Source organism: Gordonia hongkongensis, assembly GCF_023078355.1.
In the GTDB taxonomy this organism is placed as follows: Bacteria; Actinomycetota; Actinomycetes; order Mycobacteriales; family Mycobacteriaceae; genus Gordonia; species Gordonia hongkongensis.
Genome location: NZ_CP095552.1, coordinates 4228082 through 4243584, shown reverse-complemented (window position 1 = coordinate 4243584; position 15503 = coordinate 4228082). Strand labels below are relative to the sequence as shown.

At 69.1% G+C, this 15503-nt stretch carries 14 protein-coding genes and 1 pseudogene; 5 read left to right on the top strand and 10 right to left on the bottom strand.

Annotated features, from left to right (window positions below):
- Positions 1 to 16: 16 nt before the first annotated feature.
- The 5 genes from MVF96_RS19125 to MVF96_RS19105 all read right to left on the bottom strand — a co-directional run bounded on the left by MVF96_RS19125 (position 17) and on the right by MVF96_RS19105 (position 5530).
- Positions 17 to 2272 (bottom strand): LCP family protein, encoded by a 2256-nt coding sequence (locus tag MVF96_RS19125; protein ID WP_247450069.1) that lies wholly within the window; start codon positions 2270 to 2272, stop codon positions 17 to 19.
- Between the two features lie 176 nt (positions 2273 to 2448).
- Positions 2449 to 3642 (bottom strand): tRNA dihydrouridine synthase DusB, encoded by a 1194-nt coding sequence (gene dusB, locus MVF96_RS19120; protein WP_272499273.1) that lies wholly within the window; start codon positions 3640 to 3642, stop codon positions 2449 to 2451.
- On the bottom strand, positions 3639 to 4631 hold the full coding sequence (locus tag MVF96_RS19115) for an acyl-ACP desaturase (RefSeq protein WP_065629734.1): 993 nt from the start codon (positions 4629 to 4631) through the stop codon (positions 3639 to 3641). Before MVF96_RS19115 ends, dusB begins: the two co-directional genes overlap by 4 nt.
- A gap of 34 nt (positions 4632 to 4665) precedes the next feature.
- Complete coding sequence (locus MVF96_RS19110; protein ID WP_159371397.1) at positions 4666 to 4827, bottom strand: hypothetical protein; 162 nt, start codon at positions 4825 to 4827, stop codon at positions 4666 to 4668.
- Between the two features lie 151 nt (positions 4828 to 4978).
- Positions 4979 to 5530, bottom strand: a complete 552-nt coding sequence (locus MVF96_RS19105) for a nuclear transport factor 2 family protein (RefSeq protein WP_247450067.1) — start codon at positions 5528 to 5530, stop codon at positions 4979 to 4981.
- 105 nt (positions 5531 to 5635) lie between these two features.
- On the opposite strand from MVF96_RS19105, the pseudogene MVF96_RS24715 reads away from it, so the two are divergent.
- From MVF96_RS24715 to MVF96_RS19080, 4 genes and pseudogenes are all read left to right on the top strand, one after another.
- A pseudogene (locus tag MVF96_RS24715) lies at positions 5636 to 7527 on the top strand (serine/threonine-protein kinase).
- Entirely contained in the window at positions 7527 to 8012 is a 486-nt protein-coding gene (locus tag MVF96_RS19090) for a hypothetical protein (RefSeq protein WP_247450062.1), read from the top strand. Before MVF96_RS24715 ends, MVF96_RS19090 begins: the two are co-directional and overlap by 1 nt.
- Positions 7955 to 8362 (top strand): hypothetical protein, encoded by a 408-nt coding sequence (locus MVF96_RS19085; RefSeq protein WP_247450061.1) that lies wholly within the window; start codon positions 7955 to 7957, stop codon positions 8360 to 8362. The genes MVF96_RS19090 and MVF96_RS19085 overlap by 58 nt, the downstream gene beginning before the upstream one ends.
- Positions 8363 to 8494: 132 nt before the next feature.
- Positions 8495 to 9892: a WS/DGAT/MGAT family O-acyltransferase gene (locus MVF96_RS19080; RefSeq protein WP_247450059.1), complete on the top strand. Its 1398-nt coding sequence runs from the start codon at positions 8495 to 8497 to the stop codon at positions 9890 to 9892.
- 319 nt (positions 9893 to 10211) lie between these two features.
- Here MVF96_RS19080 and MVF96_RS19075 read toward each other — a convergent pair whose 3' ends face one another.
- The 4 genes from MVF96_RS19075 to MVF96_RS19060 form a co-directional block, all read right to left on the bottom strand.
- A complete protein-coding gene (locus tag MVF96_RS19075; RefSeq protein ID WP_247450058.1) occupies positions 10212 to 12233 on the bottom strand; it encodes an NAD(+) synthase in 2022 nt (673 codons plus the stop codon).
- A 66-nt stretch (positions 12234 to 12299) separates the two neighbouring features.
- Complete coding sequence (nadE, locus tag MVF96_RS19070) at positions 12300 to 13124, bottom strand: ammonia-dependent NAD(+) synthetase (protein WP_247452139.1); 825 nt, start codon at positions 13122 to 13124, stop codon at positions 12300 to 12302.
- Positions 13125 to 13145: 21 nt separating this feature from the next.
- Complete coding sequence (locus MVF96_RS19065) at positions 13146 to 13640, bottom strand: SixA phosphatase family protein (RefSeq protein WP_065629727.1); 495 nt, start codon at positions 13638 to 13640, stop codon at positions 13146 to 13148.
- A complete protein-coding gene (locus MVF96_RS19060; RefSeq protein WP_247450056.1) occupies positions 13637 to 13930 on the bottom strand; it encodes a hypothetical protein in 294 nt (97 codons plus the stop codon). Before MVF96_RS19060 ends, MVF96_RS19065 begins: the two co-directional genes overlap by 4 nt.
- A gap of 115 nt (positions 13931 to 14045) precedes the next feature.
- Here MVF96_RS19060 and MVF96_RS19055 point away from each other — a divergent pair, with 115 nt between their 5' ends.
- Positions 14046 to 14963, top strand: coding sequence for a DMT family transporter (locus MVF96_RS19055; RefSeq protein ID WP_247450055.1), 918 nt, complete (start codon positions 14046 to 14048; stop codon positions 14961 to 14963).
- A 25-nt stretch (positions 14964 to 14988) separates the two neighbouring features.
- Here the strand turns inward: MVF96_RS19055 and MVF96_RS19050 are convergent, their stop codons facing one another.
- A complete protein-coding gene (locus tag MVF96_RS19050) occupies positions 14989 to 15429 on the bottom strand; it encodes a flavodoxin domain-containing protein (RefSeq protein WP_058253830.1) in 441 nt (146 codons plus the stop codon).
- Positions 15430 to 15503 lie beyond the last annotated feature (74 nt).

Here is a 15503-nt window from a genome sequence, read left to right as displayed (position 1 = left end):
GCACCGACACCTGAGATCACGTACAGGTGGTGTCGCCCGCGTTCGTGATGGCCAGGTCGTTGGGCAGATTGCCGGTGTTCTCCGCGGGTGCGAGCTGGTCCGCCGTCAGGGTCGCCCCGGAGGCCGGTACCGACTCGAGAGAGCCGGTGAAATCCGCACCGACGATGAGCTCGACACCCGACTTGACCGTGCGGTCGAGCTGGATGCTCGCGTTCGGGAACATCTCGGCCAGCGTCGCGGCGGCGTCGCGCTGTCCCGGCCCGTACCGCACGACGGTGTCGTCCCGGTTCTCCGACGCATCGGCGACACCCCGCACGTCGAATCCGTACGGCGTGAGCTGCTCGGACACCTCGGTGGCGAGGCCCGTCTGGCCGGTGCCGTTGAGAACCCGGACGCCGACATTGCCAGGGTTCTGCGCGGTCGCGGTCACGGGCCCGGGAGCGCCGGCGTTCGAGTCGGTGCTCGGTGCGCCGGGACTCGTCGGCGCCTTCGACGACGACGGCGGCTTCTTGCGCGCCTGCTCGCCGGGGAGCGGCAGGTCGTCGATGATGGCGTCGAAGATCGCGTCGATGTCGTCGGTGCGCGGGATCTCGTTGTTGGCGCCGTCGGTGGAGGTACCCGACGTCGGGATCGTCAGGAACGAGACGCGGCCGGCCTCGATGCCCTGCATCGACTCGGCCAGGTTGATCAGCGACTGGGTGTCGACGCCGTCGACGTAGCTGTATTCGATGAACGTGTTGACGATCCCGTTGAGTTTGTTGGGGTTCGACAGCACATTGCCCGACAGGCTCGACCGCAACAGCGACGACATGAAGAGCTGCTGGCGTTTGATCCGGCCGTAGTCGCCGTTGCCCTCCGTGCTGATGTTGCGGGCACGAACGTAATTCAGTGCGCGCCGGCCGGTCAGCTTCTGCTTGCCCGGCTTACGCAGGATCTGGCCGATCTCGTAGTCGTAGAGCGGGACCGTCGAGCAGACCTCGACGCCGCCGATCGCGCGGACGACCTTCTCGAAGCCGTAGAAGTCCATCCCGATGAAGTGGTTGATGTTGAGCCCGCTCATCGCGGTGATCACGCGAACGAGACACTGCGGACCGCCGTAGAAGTAGACGCTGTTGAGCTTGACGCCGGACTGGGCCGGCATCTCGGCGCCGTACTCACCGGTCTCGTTGTCCCACGCGTTGCACGCCGGCTGATCCACCTGCAGGTCGCGCGGGAACGACACCGCGACGACGCGACTGCGGTTGGCCGGGATGTTCACCAGGATGACGGTGTCCGAACGGGCGCCCTCGGCGTCGGCGGTGGTGCCGGCGCCGACCTTGGAGTTCTGGCCACCGCGAGTGTCCGTGCCGACGATGAGGTAGGTCTCGTCGCCGTACTGGGCATCCTTGTTCCGGATGTTCTGGTCGTCGGGGTCGACGGCGGTGACGTTGCGCCAGTTGCCGTTCCACGACTGGAGGTAACCCCAGACGAAGCCGGTGCCGACGAGTGCGAGCACGCACGCGATGGCGACCAGTATCCGTCCGGTCGCGGCCGTCTTGCGGAGCATCGCGCCCTGCCGGTCCTCGTCACGCCCGGGGTGGCGACGAGGCGCCGAACGGAGGGCGAGGGGTTCGGTGAGGTCGGGTGTGCGTTCCAGCGGAGGCTGCGGGGCCGGCGGTCCGGCCGGGCCGCCGGCGACCGGCTCCTGGGCGCGGGATTCCTCGATCACCCGCTTCTCGGTCGCGCGATCGGACAGGTCGGGCGCGGCGTCGCCGACGGTGGGGATCTTCTGGGTGACGTCGTTGTCGAAACGATGGACGGTGGTCGGGCGGTCGTCGGGCGCCGGCTGCGGAGCGGCGGGGACCCGCCCGCCCGGGGCCGACGGTGGCGCGGCACTTCCGCCGAACGGTGGCCCGGGGCGTCGGGACCGCCCGCGGGTCGACGACGGGGGCTCGCCCGTCCGCGACTCCGGGCGCGGCGGCGTCGCGCGGCGGGCGCCGGACCGGCCGGAGCCGGCGGGCGGCTCCGACGGCGACGACTCCTCCGCGTTCATCTGCTCCATAAGCTGGCGGACCGTCAGGCGAGTGCGTCCCCGGACGAAGCGATCTGCCGAGCGTGGCTCGCGGAGGCTGGGGTGCGCCGGGGGAGGGGAGCCCGGGTCGGTGGGGCCGGGTGCGTGCGGACCGGAGACGGGCTCGAAGTCGTCGCGGGAGCGTCCGGCGCGGCGACCACGACGCGAGCGATCGGCGTCGCCCACCTCGGGGTCGTCCGGGCCCGGTGTCCTACGACTCAATGCACGTTCCTCATGCCCCGTGGTCGTGTCGCGGAGTCACCGCGGATCGGGGCTCGACCAGCGCGGTGCGCACAGAATTCAGGCCACGGCGGCCGGGACCTCCGCGCAATTGTACTGATCCCACCTGAGAAAGCGTCTCAGCCAGGCGCCGGTTGTGACGGTTTTCGCAATCCGGTTCAACCGCCGGAGTGCATGATCTCGGCGCCTGCGGGGATCACGTCCTCGTCGGGGTCGTCGAGCCAGCCGTCCGGAAGCGCGACCTTCGCCGGCGAACCCTGCCGGCCGCGCGGGCCGTGACCGTCGGAGGGGAACGGCGCGTCGGCCGGCAGCTCGGCGAGCAGTTCACGCAGTTCGTCGACGCTGCCGACCAGCGCCATCCGCCGCCGGATCTCCGAGCCGGCCGGGAAGCCGCGAAGGTACCAGGCGACGTGCTTGCGGATCTCGCGGCAACCCTTCATCTCGCCGTGGTGATCGACGAGGAGCTGGCAGTGCCGGACCATGATGTCGGCGACCTCGCCCAGGTTCGGCGGCGCCGGAGCGTCGAATCCGCCGAGTTCGGCGGCGAGTTCGGCGAACAGCCAGGGCCGGCCGAGGCAACCGCGGCCGACGACGACGCCGTCGCAGCCGGTCCGACGCATCATCGCGACCGCATCGGCGGGTTCGAAGATGTCGCCGTTGCCGAGCACCGGCACGGTGGTGACGTGCTCCTTGAGGCGGGCGATCTCGTCCCAGTCGGCCTCACCGGAGTACCGCTGCGATGCGGTGCGTGCGTGGAGGGCGACGGCGGCGGCACCTTCTTCGGCGGCGATCCGACCGGCGTCGAGATGGGTGCGGTGATCGTCGTCGATACCGATCCGGAACTTGACCGTCACCGGGATGTCGGTACCCTCGGTGGCCCGGACGGCCGCCGCGACGATCTTGCGGAACAGCGTGCGCTTGTAGGGGATCGCCGACCCCCCGCCCTTGCGGGTCACCTTGGGGACCGGACAGCCGAAGTTCATGTCGATGTGATCGGCGAGGTTCTCGTCGACGATCATCTTCGCGGCTTGGTACGTGTACTCCGGGTCGACGGTGTAGAGCTGCATCGACCGCGGGTTCTCGTCGGGTCCGAAGGTCGTCATGTGCATCGTGACCGGGTGCCGCTCCACGAGCGCGCGGGCCGTGACCATCTCACAGACGTACAGCCCGGAGACGGTACCGGTACGGGCGAGCTCGAGTTCGCGGCACAGCGTCCGGAACGCGACGTTGGTGACACCGGCCATCGGGGCCAGCACGACCGGGCTGGCCAGTTCGATGGACCCGATACGTAGTGCAGAGCCGGCGCCCTCGGTGGTCGAGGGCGCCGGGTGGCTGTCGACGAGGGTGCTCAGGATGCCTGCTGCTCCCGCTTCTTGGCCTCGCGGGCGAGCGAACGGTCGCGCATCTCCTCGAAGCGGATGGTGTCCTTCTCGAGCTGCTCGAGGAAGGCGGCGAGCTCCTCGCGGGTCTTCTCGCCCTCGCTGGTGAAGTCGTCGCGTTCGAAGACGTTCCACTTGCGCAGGACCGGCATGACGACCTCTTCGAGGTGCTGGCGCAGGTCGTAGATGCCGTGCTTGGCCATGAGCACGCCGTGGCGACGGAAGTTGGGCATACCGGCGCCGGGCATCTGGAAGTTGGTCACGATGTCGGTGACGGCGCGCAGCGTCTGGTCGGGGGAGATGTCGAAGCCCGCACCGCAGATGTTGCGGTAGAAGATCATGTGCAGGTTCTCGTCGGCCGCGATGCGCTGCAGCATCTTGTCGGCGATCGGGTCGTTGCACGCCTTGCCGGTGTTGCGGTGGCTGACGCGGGTCGCGAGTTCCTGGAAGGTCACGTACGCCACTGAATGCAGCAGACCGAGCTCGTCGGCGTGCTCCTCGAGCTCGTCCACGCGTCCGGCGGCGGCCAGCATCGGGTCGTAACCATTGGTCATGTGGATCATCCGCGCCTCTTCGAGGGCGACGGGATCGACGCCGCGGGTGACCACGAGGTAGTCGCGCATGACGATGCCGTGGCGGTTCTCCTCGGCGGTCCAGCGACCGACCCAGTGGCCCCAGGCGGAGTCCATCGAGAAGTTGTCGGCGATGACACGGTGGTACGACGGCAGGTTGTCCTCGGTGAGGAGGTTCGTGATCATCGCGGCCTTGGCGACCTCGTCGAGCTGCGACTGCTCGGGGTCGTAGTCGACGCCACCCAGGGCGGCGAAGTTACGGCCCTCGTCCCACGGCACGTAGTCGTGCGGGTTCCAGTCCTTGGCGATCTTGAGGTGGCGGTTGACGTTGTCCTCGGCAACCGGGGCCAGCTCCTTGAGTAGCTCGAGTTGCGTCAGGTCGCGTGCCATATAGATGTCCTCCGAACGGTGTCCGCGTGTGTAGTCATTGCGTGTCGTCGTCGTGCGTCGTGTCGATCGATCCGCGCGCGTGGCCGGCGGCCACGACCGTGGTTCGCGACGTCGTCGTGGGGAGGCGCGCACCCCGCCCACCGAACCGTGGGGTGTCGGGCCGGGTCCCCCGCGCCGCCCCGTCGCCACTGGTCAAAGTTCTAGCGTACGGCACGCACACCGGTGTCCCAAGTCCGTCGCCTGGGTGTCGTTCACGCCCGCGCGCCGCGTTACGCAACCGGCCGGTGGTGTCGGTCACGTCGGTGCGGGCGACGCCGGAACCGGTGTTCGCGCAGGTCGGCAGGCCCTCAACCGGAACGTGGACGCGAGGCGAACATCGCGCCCGTCGTCTCCATCCACGCCGTGGCCGGCTCGTCGATGGTGCCCAGTTCGCGTGCCTTCTCACACCAGCGCATCGCCGCGCGCCCGAACTCCATCGGGTTGTAGACGTCCTCCTCGCGACTCCACCTGCCGTCGCCGGCGTAGGTGAGGATGGTGATGTTGGTGGCGGTGATGTGTGTCGAGTCGCCCGGATCGCGCATCGGGTTGTCGACTTCGCAGATGACCCGGCCGGTCGGCGCGTCGACCACATGCCACAGCGAGGGGAACCCGGTCATGTGACTGCCGGGGAACGACGTCATCGTCCGCCAGATCCAGGTCCGGATCTCCTCGCGGCCGCGCATGGTGCCCAAGGCGTGCTCGATGTAGTCGGCGTCTTCGGTGAACAGTTCGGCATAGCGATCCCAGTCCCGGCTCACGGCGATCTCGGCGACCGTGCGCTGGAACAGTGCGAAGGCCTCGTCGAGCTCTGCCGGGGTGAATTCGGCGGTCGTCGGGGTCGGGTTCTCGGTGGTTTCCATCGCCGCCGATCGTAGAGTCCGCACCGGTGTGGTCCACCGCGTTTCGCGACAATCGGTACCATTCGTCCCCAGCACAGCCACCGCACACGGATCGGTGAGGACGTCATGTACCAGGTAGGGGACCTGATCGCGGGGTACCGCGTCCTCGACGTGCTCGGACGCGGCGGCATGGGCGAGGTCTACCAGGCCGCGCACCCCCGGCTGCCGCGCGCCGACGCCCTGAAGGTGCTCCGCTCGGTCCATGCCGCGGACCCGGTCTTCCGCGCGCGGTTCGAACGCGAAGCCGACATCGTCGCTCCGCTGCACCATCCCAACATCGTGGCCGTCTACGACCGTGGTGTCTTCGACGAGTTGCTGTGGATCGCGATGGAGTACGTGCCGGGTACCGACGCGGCCCGGATGCTCGCCCGGGAATCGGCCCTCGACCCCGGTCTCGCGTGCACGATCATCGCCGGGGCGGCGGCGGGTCTGGACGCGGCGCACCGGCGCGGCGTCATGCACCGGGACATCAAGCCGGCCAACATCCTCATCACGCCGGGCGCGGACGGCGCCACCGACAGCGCCCCGGAGGCCGTCAAACTCACCGACTTCGGCATCGCCCAGGTCCTCGATGAGGTGACCCACCTGACCGGTACCGGGATCACCATCGGGACCATGCGCTACGCCTCGCCGGAGCAGATCGAGGGGTTGCGCGTCGACGGCCGGAGCGACATCTATTCTCTCGCTGCCACTGCGTACGAACTCCTCACCGGTGCACCGCCGTTCGATTCGCCGTCGCTGCACGGACTGATGACCGCGCACATGCATCACGAACCCCCGTCGGCGAGCGCCCGCAACCGGGCGCTGCCCGCCGGGGTCGACGCCGTGCTCGCGCGGGCGATCGCCAAGGAGCCGGGTCGCCGTCACCCGACGGCGGGGGAGTTCGCCGCCGCGCTCGCCGACGTCTTCGATTCCCGCGCAACGCTCATCGGCCCGGCGATCAGTCCCGGAGCCCCGACCGAGCCCCCGGCCGGGACCCCGCCGGGCCCGCACCGGCCGGTCCGGAACCGAGCCCGGGGTTCGGGCACGTCGGCGCCGGCGTCGCGGGGAGCACGGGGTACACGCCACCGCCCGTGCAATCGGGACCGGTGCAGACCTGGCCACCCGATGACGATGCGACGCAACCCACTTCCGTCCGTCGGCCTCGCCACCTCGCCGCGATCGGCATCGTGGCGGTGCTCGTCGCCGGGATCCTCGGCGCCGGAATCGGTTTCGCACGCATGTCGGCCACCTCCCTGGACACCCCCGATCCCCCGGACGTGGAGGTCACGACCACCGCTGTCGAACTGACCTGGAACGGCGTGGCCGGGGCCACCGACTACGTGGTCACCCAGAACGAGGACGTGATCTATTCCGGGCCCGCCACCGAGTTCACTGCGCCCCGGCCGGTGCCCGGCATGTATACGTATCAGGTCGCGGCGCACGACGGCGGCCGGGTGTCGGACTTCTCCCGGAACTCCGAACAGGTCGATGTCTTCATGACATGGGGCGAGTTGCAGCCCATCGCCGACCTGTACCACGACCTGATCCCGGCCACGCCGTTGAGCACCAACGGCTTCGACGCGATGCGCTGCTGGGGCGAGGACGGCGATCTCGCGTTCTCGTCGAGCAAACGCACCGTGTCGTGTACCCGCGACGCCGACGCCGCGACCGGCGACGACAGCGGGCGGGCGTCGGACCCGGGTGTGGCGGCGTATCAGGTGATCGTCGACACCTACGAGACCCCGGAGGAAGCGGTCGCGGCGGCGAAGGTGACCGCCCACGACCTCCGCGGCGTCGACTACACCACCGCGCAGGGGCACACCGGCACGCTGTACCTGTCGGACAAGCAGCGGGATCAGGGGCAGGCGATCCTCACCTTCGACGACGGCGACCACGCACGGTCGGTGGTGTGGGTGGTCGTCCCGGGTGAGCCCGCCGCCGCAGCCGGCGACGTCCTGAGAAGGCTACCGATCTGATGACCTCGCCGACACCCTCGACATCCCTTACCACGACACCGCGCTCGCCACGCCGATTCGAGTCGGGGCCGTGGCTCATCGGGCTGATCGTGCTCGTCGCCGCGGTGGTCGCCGTCGGCGGCTTCGTCGTCGTCCGGTCGGTGACCGCGCCCGACGCGCCGGACACCCCCGGCGGCCTGACCCTGCAGGCGCGACCGGGACGGGTGATCGCGTCGTGGGACCCGGTGTCCGGGGCGTCGGCCTATCAGCTGCTCCGCGGCGACGGTTACGTCGTCCACCAGGGACCCGAGACCTCCGCCGAGGACGTGAGTGTGCCTGCCGGAGAACATGATTACCGGGTCATCGCGATCCGCGCGGGTGTGTACTCCGAGCCCGGGCCCGTGCAGCGGGTCCGGACGGGCGCGAGCTGGGGGAGTTCGCGCCGCTGGTGGCGCAGTTCCCGGAGCTGCTCCCGCAGGCCCCCGACACCGCGGCGCAGTGGATGAACACCGAGTGCATTCGCCGATACTCCGGCGGCCGCGACGAGGTCGGGCCGTCGGAGACCGGAGCGGGTCAGGTGCGCACCGTGTTCGTCGTCCGATGTGCCGCGGGCTCGGTCGATCGCCCCTTCGGGGTGTTCTGGTTCGCGTCCCGAGATGCGCTGAACGCGGAGTACTCGCGTTCCTCGGAGACGTCGCGGCCGGTGCGATGGCGGCACGGGACGGGGTTGATCGACGAGAACGGACGCGGGGTCTTCAAGATCACCGACGACCCGTCGCGCGAGCTGGCCATGATCGTCGTCCTCGAAACGGATGGACAGGACATTCTGGACATGGTCGACTCGCTGCCGCTCTGAGCCGGGATCATCTGGCATCTCGACGCCGTCACGGCTGTGCCGGAACCGACCCCGCCGGGGTCGTCACGTGCGGCATGATGGCGTGGGGTGCCCACGGGGTCGGGTGCCCGACGTCGAGGGAAGGCGAATCCCATGCAGCGCTTGAGCGGACTGGACGCATCGTTTCTCCTCGAGACGCGCTCGCAATTGATGCATGTCATCGGTCTGTTCGAGATCGATCCGAGCACCATGCCGGGCGGCTACCGCTTCGACAAACTCCGCGCCGAGATGGAACGACGCATCGCTGCCATACCCGCGTTCCGGCGGAAACTCGACAACTCGTTGTTCAACATCGACCACCCGGTGTGGATCGAGGACGAGGACTTCGACATCGAGCGTCACGTGCACCGGGTCGGCGTGCCGGCCCCCGGCGGCGCAGGCGAGGTCGCCGAACTGTGCGGTCATCTCGCCGGGCAGACGCTCGACCGGGGCAAGCCGCTGTGGGAGCTGTGGATCATCGAGGGTCTCGCCGACGGCCGGGTCTGCGCGATGCTGCGCATGCACCACGCCGGGACCGACGGTGTGACGGGCGCCGAGATGCTCGCCCAGATGTGCACGCTCACGCCCGAACCGCCGGATCTCGACGCCGAGAAAGTGGGGGAGTCGGCCGGCCCGTCGTCGCGCGTCGCGATGGCCGCCGGCGGCGCGGTCAACTACTTCGTGCAGCGGCCCCTCGCCATGGCCAAGCTGCTCCCCCGCACGTTGAGCGTGCCTGTCGGCTGGTTCCGTCGGGCACAACAGGATTCGGCGATGCCCGCACCGTTCCGTGCCCCGCGGACTCGGTTCAACGCACCCATCACGCCGCACCGCAGCATCGCCGTCACCCAGCTCTCGCTCGACGATGTGAAGCGAGTGAAAGACCACTTCGAGGTGAAGCTCAACGACGTAGTGCTCGCGATGGTCGGCGGGGCGCTGCGCACCTACCTGCTCGGCCACGACGAGCTCCCCGATCGTCCGCTGGTCGGGATGGTCCCGGTCTCGGTGCACGGCGCCGACGAGAAGGACCTCGTCGTCGAGGGCACCAACAAGGTGACCGGCATGTTCACCCTGCTGTCCTCCGACGAGCCCGACCCGGTCGCGCGGCTGCGCAAGCAGGCCGAGCTGAGCCGGACCTCGAAGGAGCACCACGCCGAGATCGACGCGAACATCCTGCGGTCCTGGGCGCAGTTCGCTCCCGGTACGACTCTGTCCACCGCGATGAAGATCTACGGCGACCGCAACTGGGCGTCGGCGCATCCGCCGGTGTTCAACGTCCTGGTGTCCAACGTCGCCGGCCCGGATTTCCCGCTGTACTTCCTCGGCGCGCGCGTGACCGGCGTCTACCCGCTGGGCCCGATCATGCACGGCCTGGGACTCAACATCACGGTCTTCTCCGCCGACGGCAACCTCAACATCGGCATCGTCGGCTGCACCGATCAGACCCCGGACCCGTGGGCCATCGCGAACGCCTTCGACGACGAGATCAAGCAGCTGCTGGCCGCCTGCGACTGAGGCGGAAGAACCGCATGACCCCTGGCCACGTTCTGTTCTCCGAGGAGCGGCCGGAGCTTGCGGAGGGTGCGACCACCCCCTGCTCGCTAACCCGAGAGAACGACATAACCATTGCTCCCTGAGGTGCGAGGAGCGCCAGCGACGAGCCACGAAGGGCCCAGTGACACAGGCTGCGGAGCCCTTCGTGGCTCGCTTCGCTCGCACCTCAGGGAGCTGAGATGTGGACCCTCAAGGGGGTTCTTCGTAGTCCACGACGGCCGCCCGGCCGCAGGTACTGAGGAGCGGCCGGAGCTTGCGCAGGGCGCGACCACCCGCCGCACTAGCCCCCGGCGAGTTCGTCCAGCCAGACCCGCGCCGACGCATCCGAGGGTGAACGCCAGTCGCCGCGCGGGGACAGCGACCCGCCCGACCCGATCTTGGGGCCGTTGGGCATCGCCGAGCGCTTGAACTGGTTGCCCATGAACCGCTTCAGGAACACCTCGAGCCAGTGCTCGATGGTCGCGGTGTCGTACTCGTTGCGCTTGTCCTCGGTCAGCAGATCCGACCACGGGCCGCGGCTGCGGTCACCCCACGCCTGGCGCGCGAGATAGGCGATCTTGCTCGGGCGATAACCGAAGCGCGTCAGGTGATAGAGGAAGAAGTCGTGCAGTTCGTAGGGGCCGACGGTGTCCTCGGTGCTCTGGATCCGGCCGTCGTCGCCGGCGGGGACGAGTTCGGGGGAGATGACGTCGTCGAGGATCTCGACGAGCGTCTCGGTGGTCTCGGCGGTGTGGTGTCCGCTGGTGATCATCCACCGGATCAGGTGCTGGATCAACGTTTTCGGCACCGACCCGTTGACGTTGTAGTGCGACATCTGGTCGCCGACGCCGTAGGTGCACCATCCGAGCGCGAGTTCGGAGAGGTCGCCGGTCCCGAGCACGATGGCGCCGTTGGCGTTGGCGAGCCGGAACAGGTGTGAGGTCCGCTCACCGGCCTGCACGTTCTCGAAGGTGACGTCGTAGACCTTCTCGCCGCGCGCGTACGGATGGTCGAGGTCGGCGAGCATCTGCTCACAGGACGGCCGGATGTCGATCTCCGCGCCGCTCACCCCGAGCGAGTTCATCAGCGCGTGGGCGCGCCGCAGTGTCGGGCCGCCGGTCGCGAAGCCGGGCATCGTGTAACCGAGGATGTTGGTGCGCGGCAGACCGAGTCGATCGAAGGTGTCGACCGCGACCAAGAGTGCGAGCGTCGAGTCCAGCCCGCCGGACACCCCGATGACGATCTTCTCCAGACCCGTCGAGCGCAGTCGTTGGGCCAGTCCCTGGACCTGGATGGAGCGGACCTCCGCGCAGCGTTCGTCGCGGTCGGCGGAATCTGCTGGGACATAAGGGAATCGGGGAACCACCCGCCGGACGACATCGTCGTCGGACAGGTCGCCGAAGTCGAAACCGATGCGACGCAACGACTTCAACCGGTCGGAGTGATCGCCGACCTGGTCCCGGAGGCTGATCATCCGCATGCGTTCCTGCCGCAGGCGGTCGAGATCGATGTCGGCGGTGATGATCTGGTCGATCGTCGCGAACTGTTCACTGCGGGCGAGGAGCGAACCGTTCTCGGTGATGAGGGCATCGCCGTCCCAGGCGAGGTCGGTGGTCGACTCGCCGTACCCGGCAGCGACGTACACGTGGGCCGAGATGGTCCGCGCGGAATGCCCGGTGCACAGGTTGGTGCGGTAGCTCTCCTTGCCGATGGTGACCGGGCTGCCCGACAGGTTGGCCAGCACGGTCGCGCCGCCGAGAGCTGCCCATGTACTCGGTGGGATCGCCACCCAGCCGTCTTCGCAGATCTCGACGAACAGTGCGAAACCCGGCAGGTCGCGGGCCTCGAACACGAGATCGGCACCGAACGGGACCTCGTCGTCGCCGATCCGCACGGTCGTGGGGACCGCGTCGCGCGCCGCGGCGAAGAAGCGCTGCTCGTAGAACTCGCGGTAGTTCGGCAGGTACGACTTCGGGACCACCCCCAGGACCGCGCCGTCGTGGATCACGGCGGCGCAGTTGTACAGGCCGTCACCCACGCGCATCGGCAGTCCGACGCAGAGAACCGGCTTCAGCCCGGCACTGGCCGTCACGATGTCGTCGAGTGCGGTGCGGCAAGCGTCGAGGAGGGCGTCCTGGTGGAAGAGGTCGTCGACGCTGTACCCGCACAGCCCGAGTTCGGGGAAGACGACCAGGCAGGCGCCGTCGTCAGCGGCCTGCGTCGCCAGTTCGACGGTGCGCGCGGCGTTGACCGCGGGTTCGGCGAGCGTCAGGACAGGTACGGCTCCGGCGACGCGGGCGAACCCATTTGCGTAGACAGACACTCCGACACCCTAATCGCGGACAGGCCGTCGTGTGGGGTCCGCCGAACGCGCCGGCTGGGTGCAGCGCTAGGACCGCCACCACGTGTCGTCGACCTCGACTGGGGTGGTGCGCTTGTGCCGGTTGCGGTGCCAGGCGGCCTCGATCTTCTCCGCGGCGTCCTCGGGGATCTCGCGCCCCTCGAGGTAGTCGTCGATGTCGTCGTAGCGCAGGCCGAGTTCGTCCTCGTCGGTCTGTCCGGCCTTCTCGTCCAGCAGGTCGGCGGTCGGGACCTTTTCCCACAGCTGCTGCGGCGCATCCAGGTGGCGCAGGAGGGCACGCCCCTGCCGCTTGTTCAGGCCGGAAAGCGGCAGCACGTCGGCCGCACCGTCGCCGTGTTTGGTGAAGAAGCCGGTGACGTTCTCGGACGCATGATCGGAGCCGATCACCAGCAATCCGCGGTCACCGGCGAGGGCGTACTGCGCGACCATGCGGTGCCGCGCCTTGGCGTTGCCCTTGGTGAAGTCGGTGAGCCGGGTGCCGGTGGCCTGTTCGATCTCGTCGTCGAGGGCATCCACGCCGGGTGCCACGTTGACGGTCACGACCTCGTCGGCGCCGATGAACTCGAGGGCCGCGGCCGCGTCGTCCTCGTCGTGCTGCACTTGGTAGGGCAGCCGCACGCCCATGAAGGTCGCGTCACCGCCGTCGGACCGGATGCGTTCGGCGGCGAGCTGGGCGAGCTTCCCGGCCAGGCTGGAGTCGACGCCGCCGGAAATGCCGAGTACATAACCCTTGGCGCCGGTGGCGCGGAGGTAGTCGACGAGGAATCCGACCCGCCGCTCCACCTCCTCGCCGGGGTCGATCGAGGGCTTCACGGCGAGGGCGTCGATGATGGTTCGCTGGATCTCACGCATGGTCCCAGTGTGCGCCATCGGTCACTCCTCGCGTGGGATCCGCACGCCGACGAGGTGGGCTTCGGGGTCCGGGGCCATCCCGATCCGGTCCCACTCGTGGGAGATGCCGACGACCGCATAAGCCGAGGTGGGGAAGCGTTCGATGTACCCGTGCGGATCGAGCGTCAGTGCGGTCGACGGCATCCCGGGCTCATGGCCGACGACGAGGACCGTCCGCGCGTCGGCGGGCGCGTGGACGCGGAGGGCCTCCAGGATCTCCTCGGGCGCGCCGCCGTAGATGTCCTCGACGAAGGTCACGGGCGCATCGATGCCGGTTCGGGCGAGCGTCTGGCGCGTTCGCGTCGATGTCGAGCACAGCACCGCGTCGATCCGCAGGCCCTCATCGGCCATCCAGCGCCCGGCGAGGGCGGCCTGCCGATCGCCGCGCTCGGCCAGCGGACGGTCGTGGTCGGGCGTCGCGGGCGGATAGCCGGACTTGCCGTGCCGCATCAGGACCAGCGTGCGGGTCCGGCTCATGCGGCGCCGTGCCGGCCGCGGCCCCGGGCGTGGGATCCGGACCCCGACTCGGACTCGATCATCCGCAGGACGCGCACGGTCGCGCGCCAGGCTGCGGCCTCCTGGCGGAGGTAGGCCGCGTGCTCGTCGTGACCGCGGGCCTCGGCCTCGTCGGCGGCGACATCGAACTCCAGGTACTCGTCCACGGCACAGTCGATGAGCTCACCCACCGAGGTGCAGTCGGTGCAGGCCACCTCGATCGCGGCGGCGTCGAGGGTGGCCAGTCGTTCCAGATCTGACCGATAACGCATGGGTTCGAATCTACGTTGTCCGGGCAGGCAGTAGGTGTTACGACACCGTCGATGTCGCCCGGGACGACCCCGGCCGGGACCGCGACCGCGGCTCACCGCCGTTACCCTGGGGATCGTGCACACCTGGGTACCCGCGCTCCTCGCGGTGCTGGCCGCGTTGATGATCGCCGCCGGTACCGTGTTGCGTCAGCGCGCCTCCCGGGTCAACGGTGCGATCACCCCGGGATGGTGGGCCGGTGCGGCGATCGCGCTGTGCGGCTTCGGTTTGCAGGCCTCGGCACTCGGTCTCGGCTCCATCCTGCTCGTGCAACCGCTCGTCGTGCTCGCCGTCCTGTTCGCACTTCCGCTGGAGGCGTGGGCCGATCATCGACATCCGGCCCGTGTCGAGTGGGCGTGGGGCGGGGTTCTGGTCGCGTGCGTGGTGACGTTCCTGATCGTGGCGCGTCCCGAACCGTCGATGCGCCGCCCCGATGCTCTCCTGCTGTGGGGCACTGTCGGGGCGGTCATCGGCGTCGTGGTCGCGCTGGTGATCCTCGCCCACCGTTCGAGTCCGCACTACAAGGCGCTGTTCTACGGGCTCGTCGCCGGCATCCTGTTCGGCGTGTCGGCGTTGCTGGTCAAGACCGTGATCTACCAGATCACGCACCACTTCTGGCGTACCTTCGTCCACCCCGAGATCTACCTGTTCGTGCTGGTGGTGGTCTGTGCGATCCTCGCCCAGCAGATGGGGTTCGGGGCCGGTGATCTGCAGACGTCGTTCCCGTCGATGACCGTCGCCGAGCCGGCCGTCGCGATGGTGCTCGGTGTGCTGCTGCTCGGTGAGAACCTGAAGGTGTCTGTGCCGACCGCGCTGTTCCTCGGCATCGTGCTCGCGATCATGGTGCGCGCTGTGTGCGAACTCGCGAAGCTGTCGGCCGTGCGCGGATACGAGCAGGCCGTGGCGGCGGAGGAGTCCGCCGCAGCCGACGCCGCAGCCGACGCCGCAGCCGACGCGGGCCCGGCGGCGGGCGCGACGTCGCGCCCGGCGGGTTGACCGGCCGCGTCGACGTCAGACGTGCTCAGATCTCCTGGGAGATGCCCTCGGCCCACTCGGCGGCCTGCTTCGCCGGCTTGATGGGCGAGGAGTTGTCGTGGCGGGCGTGCTCGCCGACCTGGACCGCGCCGCGTTTGGTGAGCATCTCGGCGACGATCTCGCCGCCGCGGTTGAACGTGTCGTAGATCGAGTCCCCGAGGCCGAAGACCGCGAAGCGGAGACCGGTGAGGTCGGGGTTCACGCTCTCGAGTTCGTCGGCGAAGGGCTCGGCACCGGTCGGCAGCTCGCCTTCGCCGTAGGTCGAGCACACGATGACGAGGAAGTCCTCGGGGTCGAGATCCTCGACCGCGTACTCGCTCATGTCGTAGATCGACGGATCGTGGTCGGCGGCCAGCGTGTCGGCGATGGCGTCGGCGACGAGCTCACCGTTCCCGGTTTCGGTTCCGTAGAGGATGACGACCGACATGTGAACTCCTCTCGACGTCGGCGTTTTCGCTAAGCGAGGGTAGCCTAACCCGCCCGCCGAGGCGAAATCCCAGT

What these genes read in the sequence shown, in the direction of transcription:
- MVF96_RS19080 (WP_247450059.1), top strand. Translation starts at nt 8,495, where the DNA reads ATGCAGCGCTTGAGCGGACTGGACGCATCGTTTCTCCTCGAGACGCGC.
- MVF96_RS19050 (WP_058253830.1), bottom strand. Translation starts at nt 15,429, where the DNA reads ATGTCGGTCGTCATCCTCTACGGAACCGAAACCGGGAACGGTGAGCTC.
- MVF96_RS19105 (WP_247450067.1), bottom strand. Translation starts at nt 5,530, where the DNA reads ATGGAAACCACCGAGAACCCGACCCCGACGACCGCCGAATTCACCCCG.
- MVF96_RS19065 (WP_065629727.1), bottom strand. Translation starts at nt 13,640, where the DNA reads ATGAGCCGGACCCGCACGCTGGTCCTGATGCGGCACGGCAAGTCCGGC.
- MVF96_RS19060 (WP_247450056.1), bottom strand. Translation starts at nt 13,930, where the DNA reads ATGCGTTATCGGTCAGATCTGGAACGACTGGCCACCCTCGACGCCGCC.
- MVF96_RS19090 (WP_247450062.1), top strand. Translation starts at nt 7,527, where the DNA reads ATGACCTCGCCGACACCCTCGACATCCCTTACCACGACACCGCGCTCG.
- nadE (WP_247452139.1), bottom strand. Translation starts at nt 13,124, where the DNA reads ATGCGTGAGATCCAGCGAACCATCATCGACGCCCTCGCCGTGAAGCCC.
- MVF96_RS19115 (WP_065629734.1), bottom strand. Translation starts at nt 4,631, where the DNA reads ATGGCACGCGACCTGACGCAACTCGAGCTACTCAAGGAGCTGGCCCCG.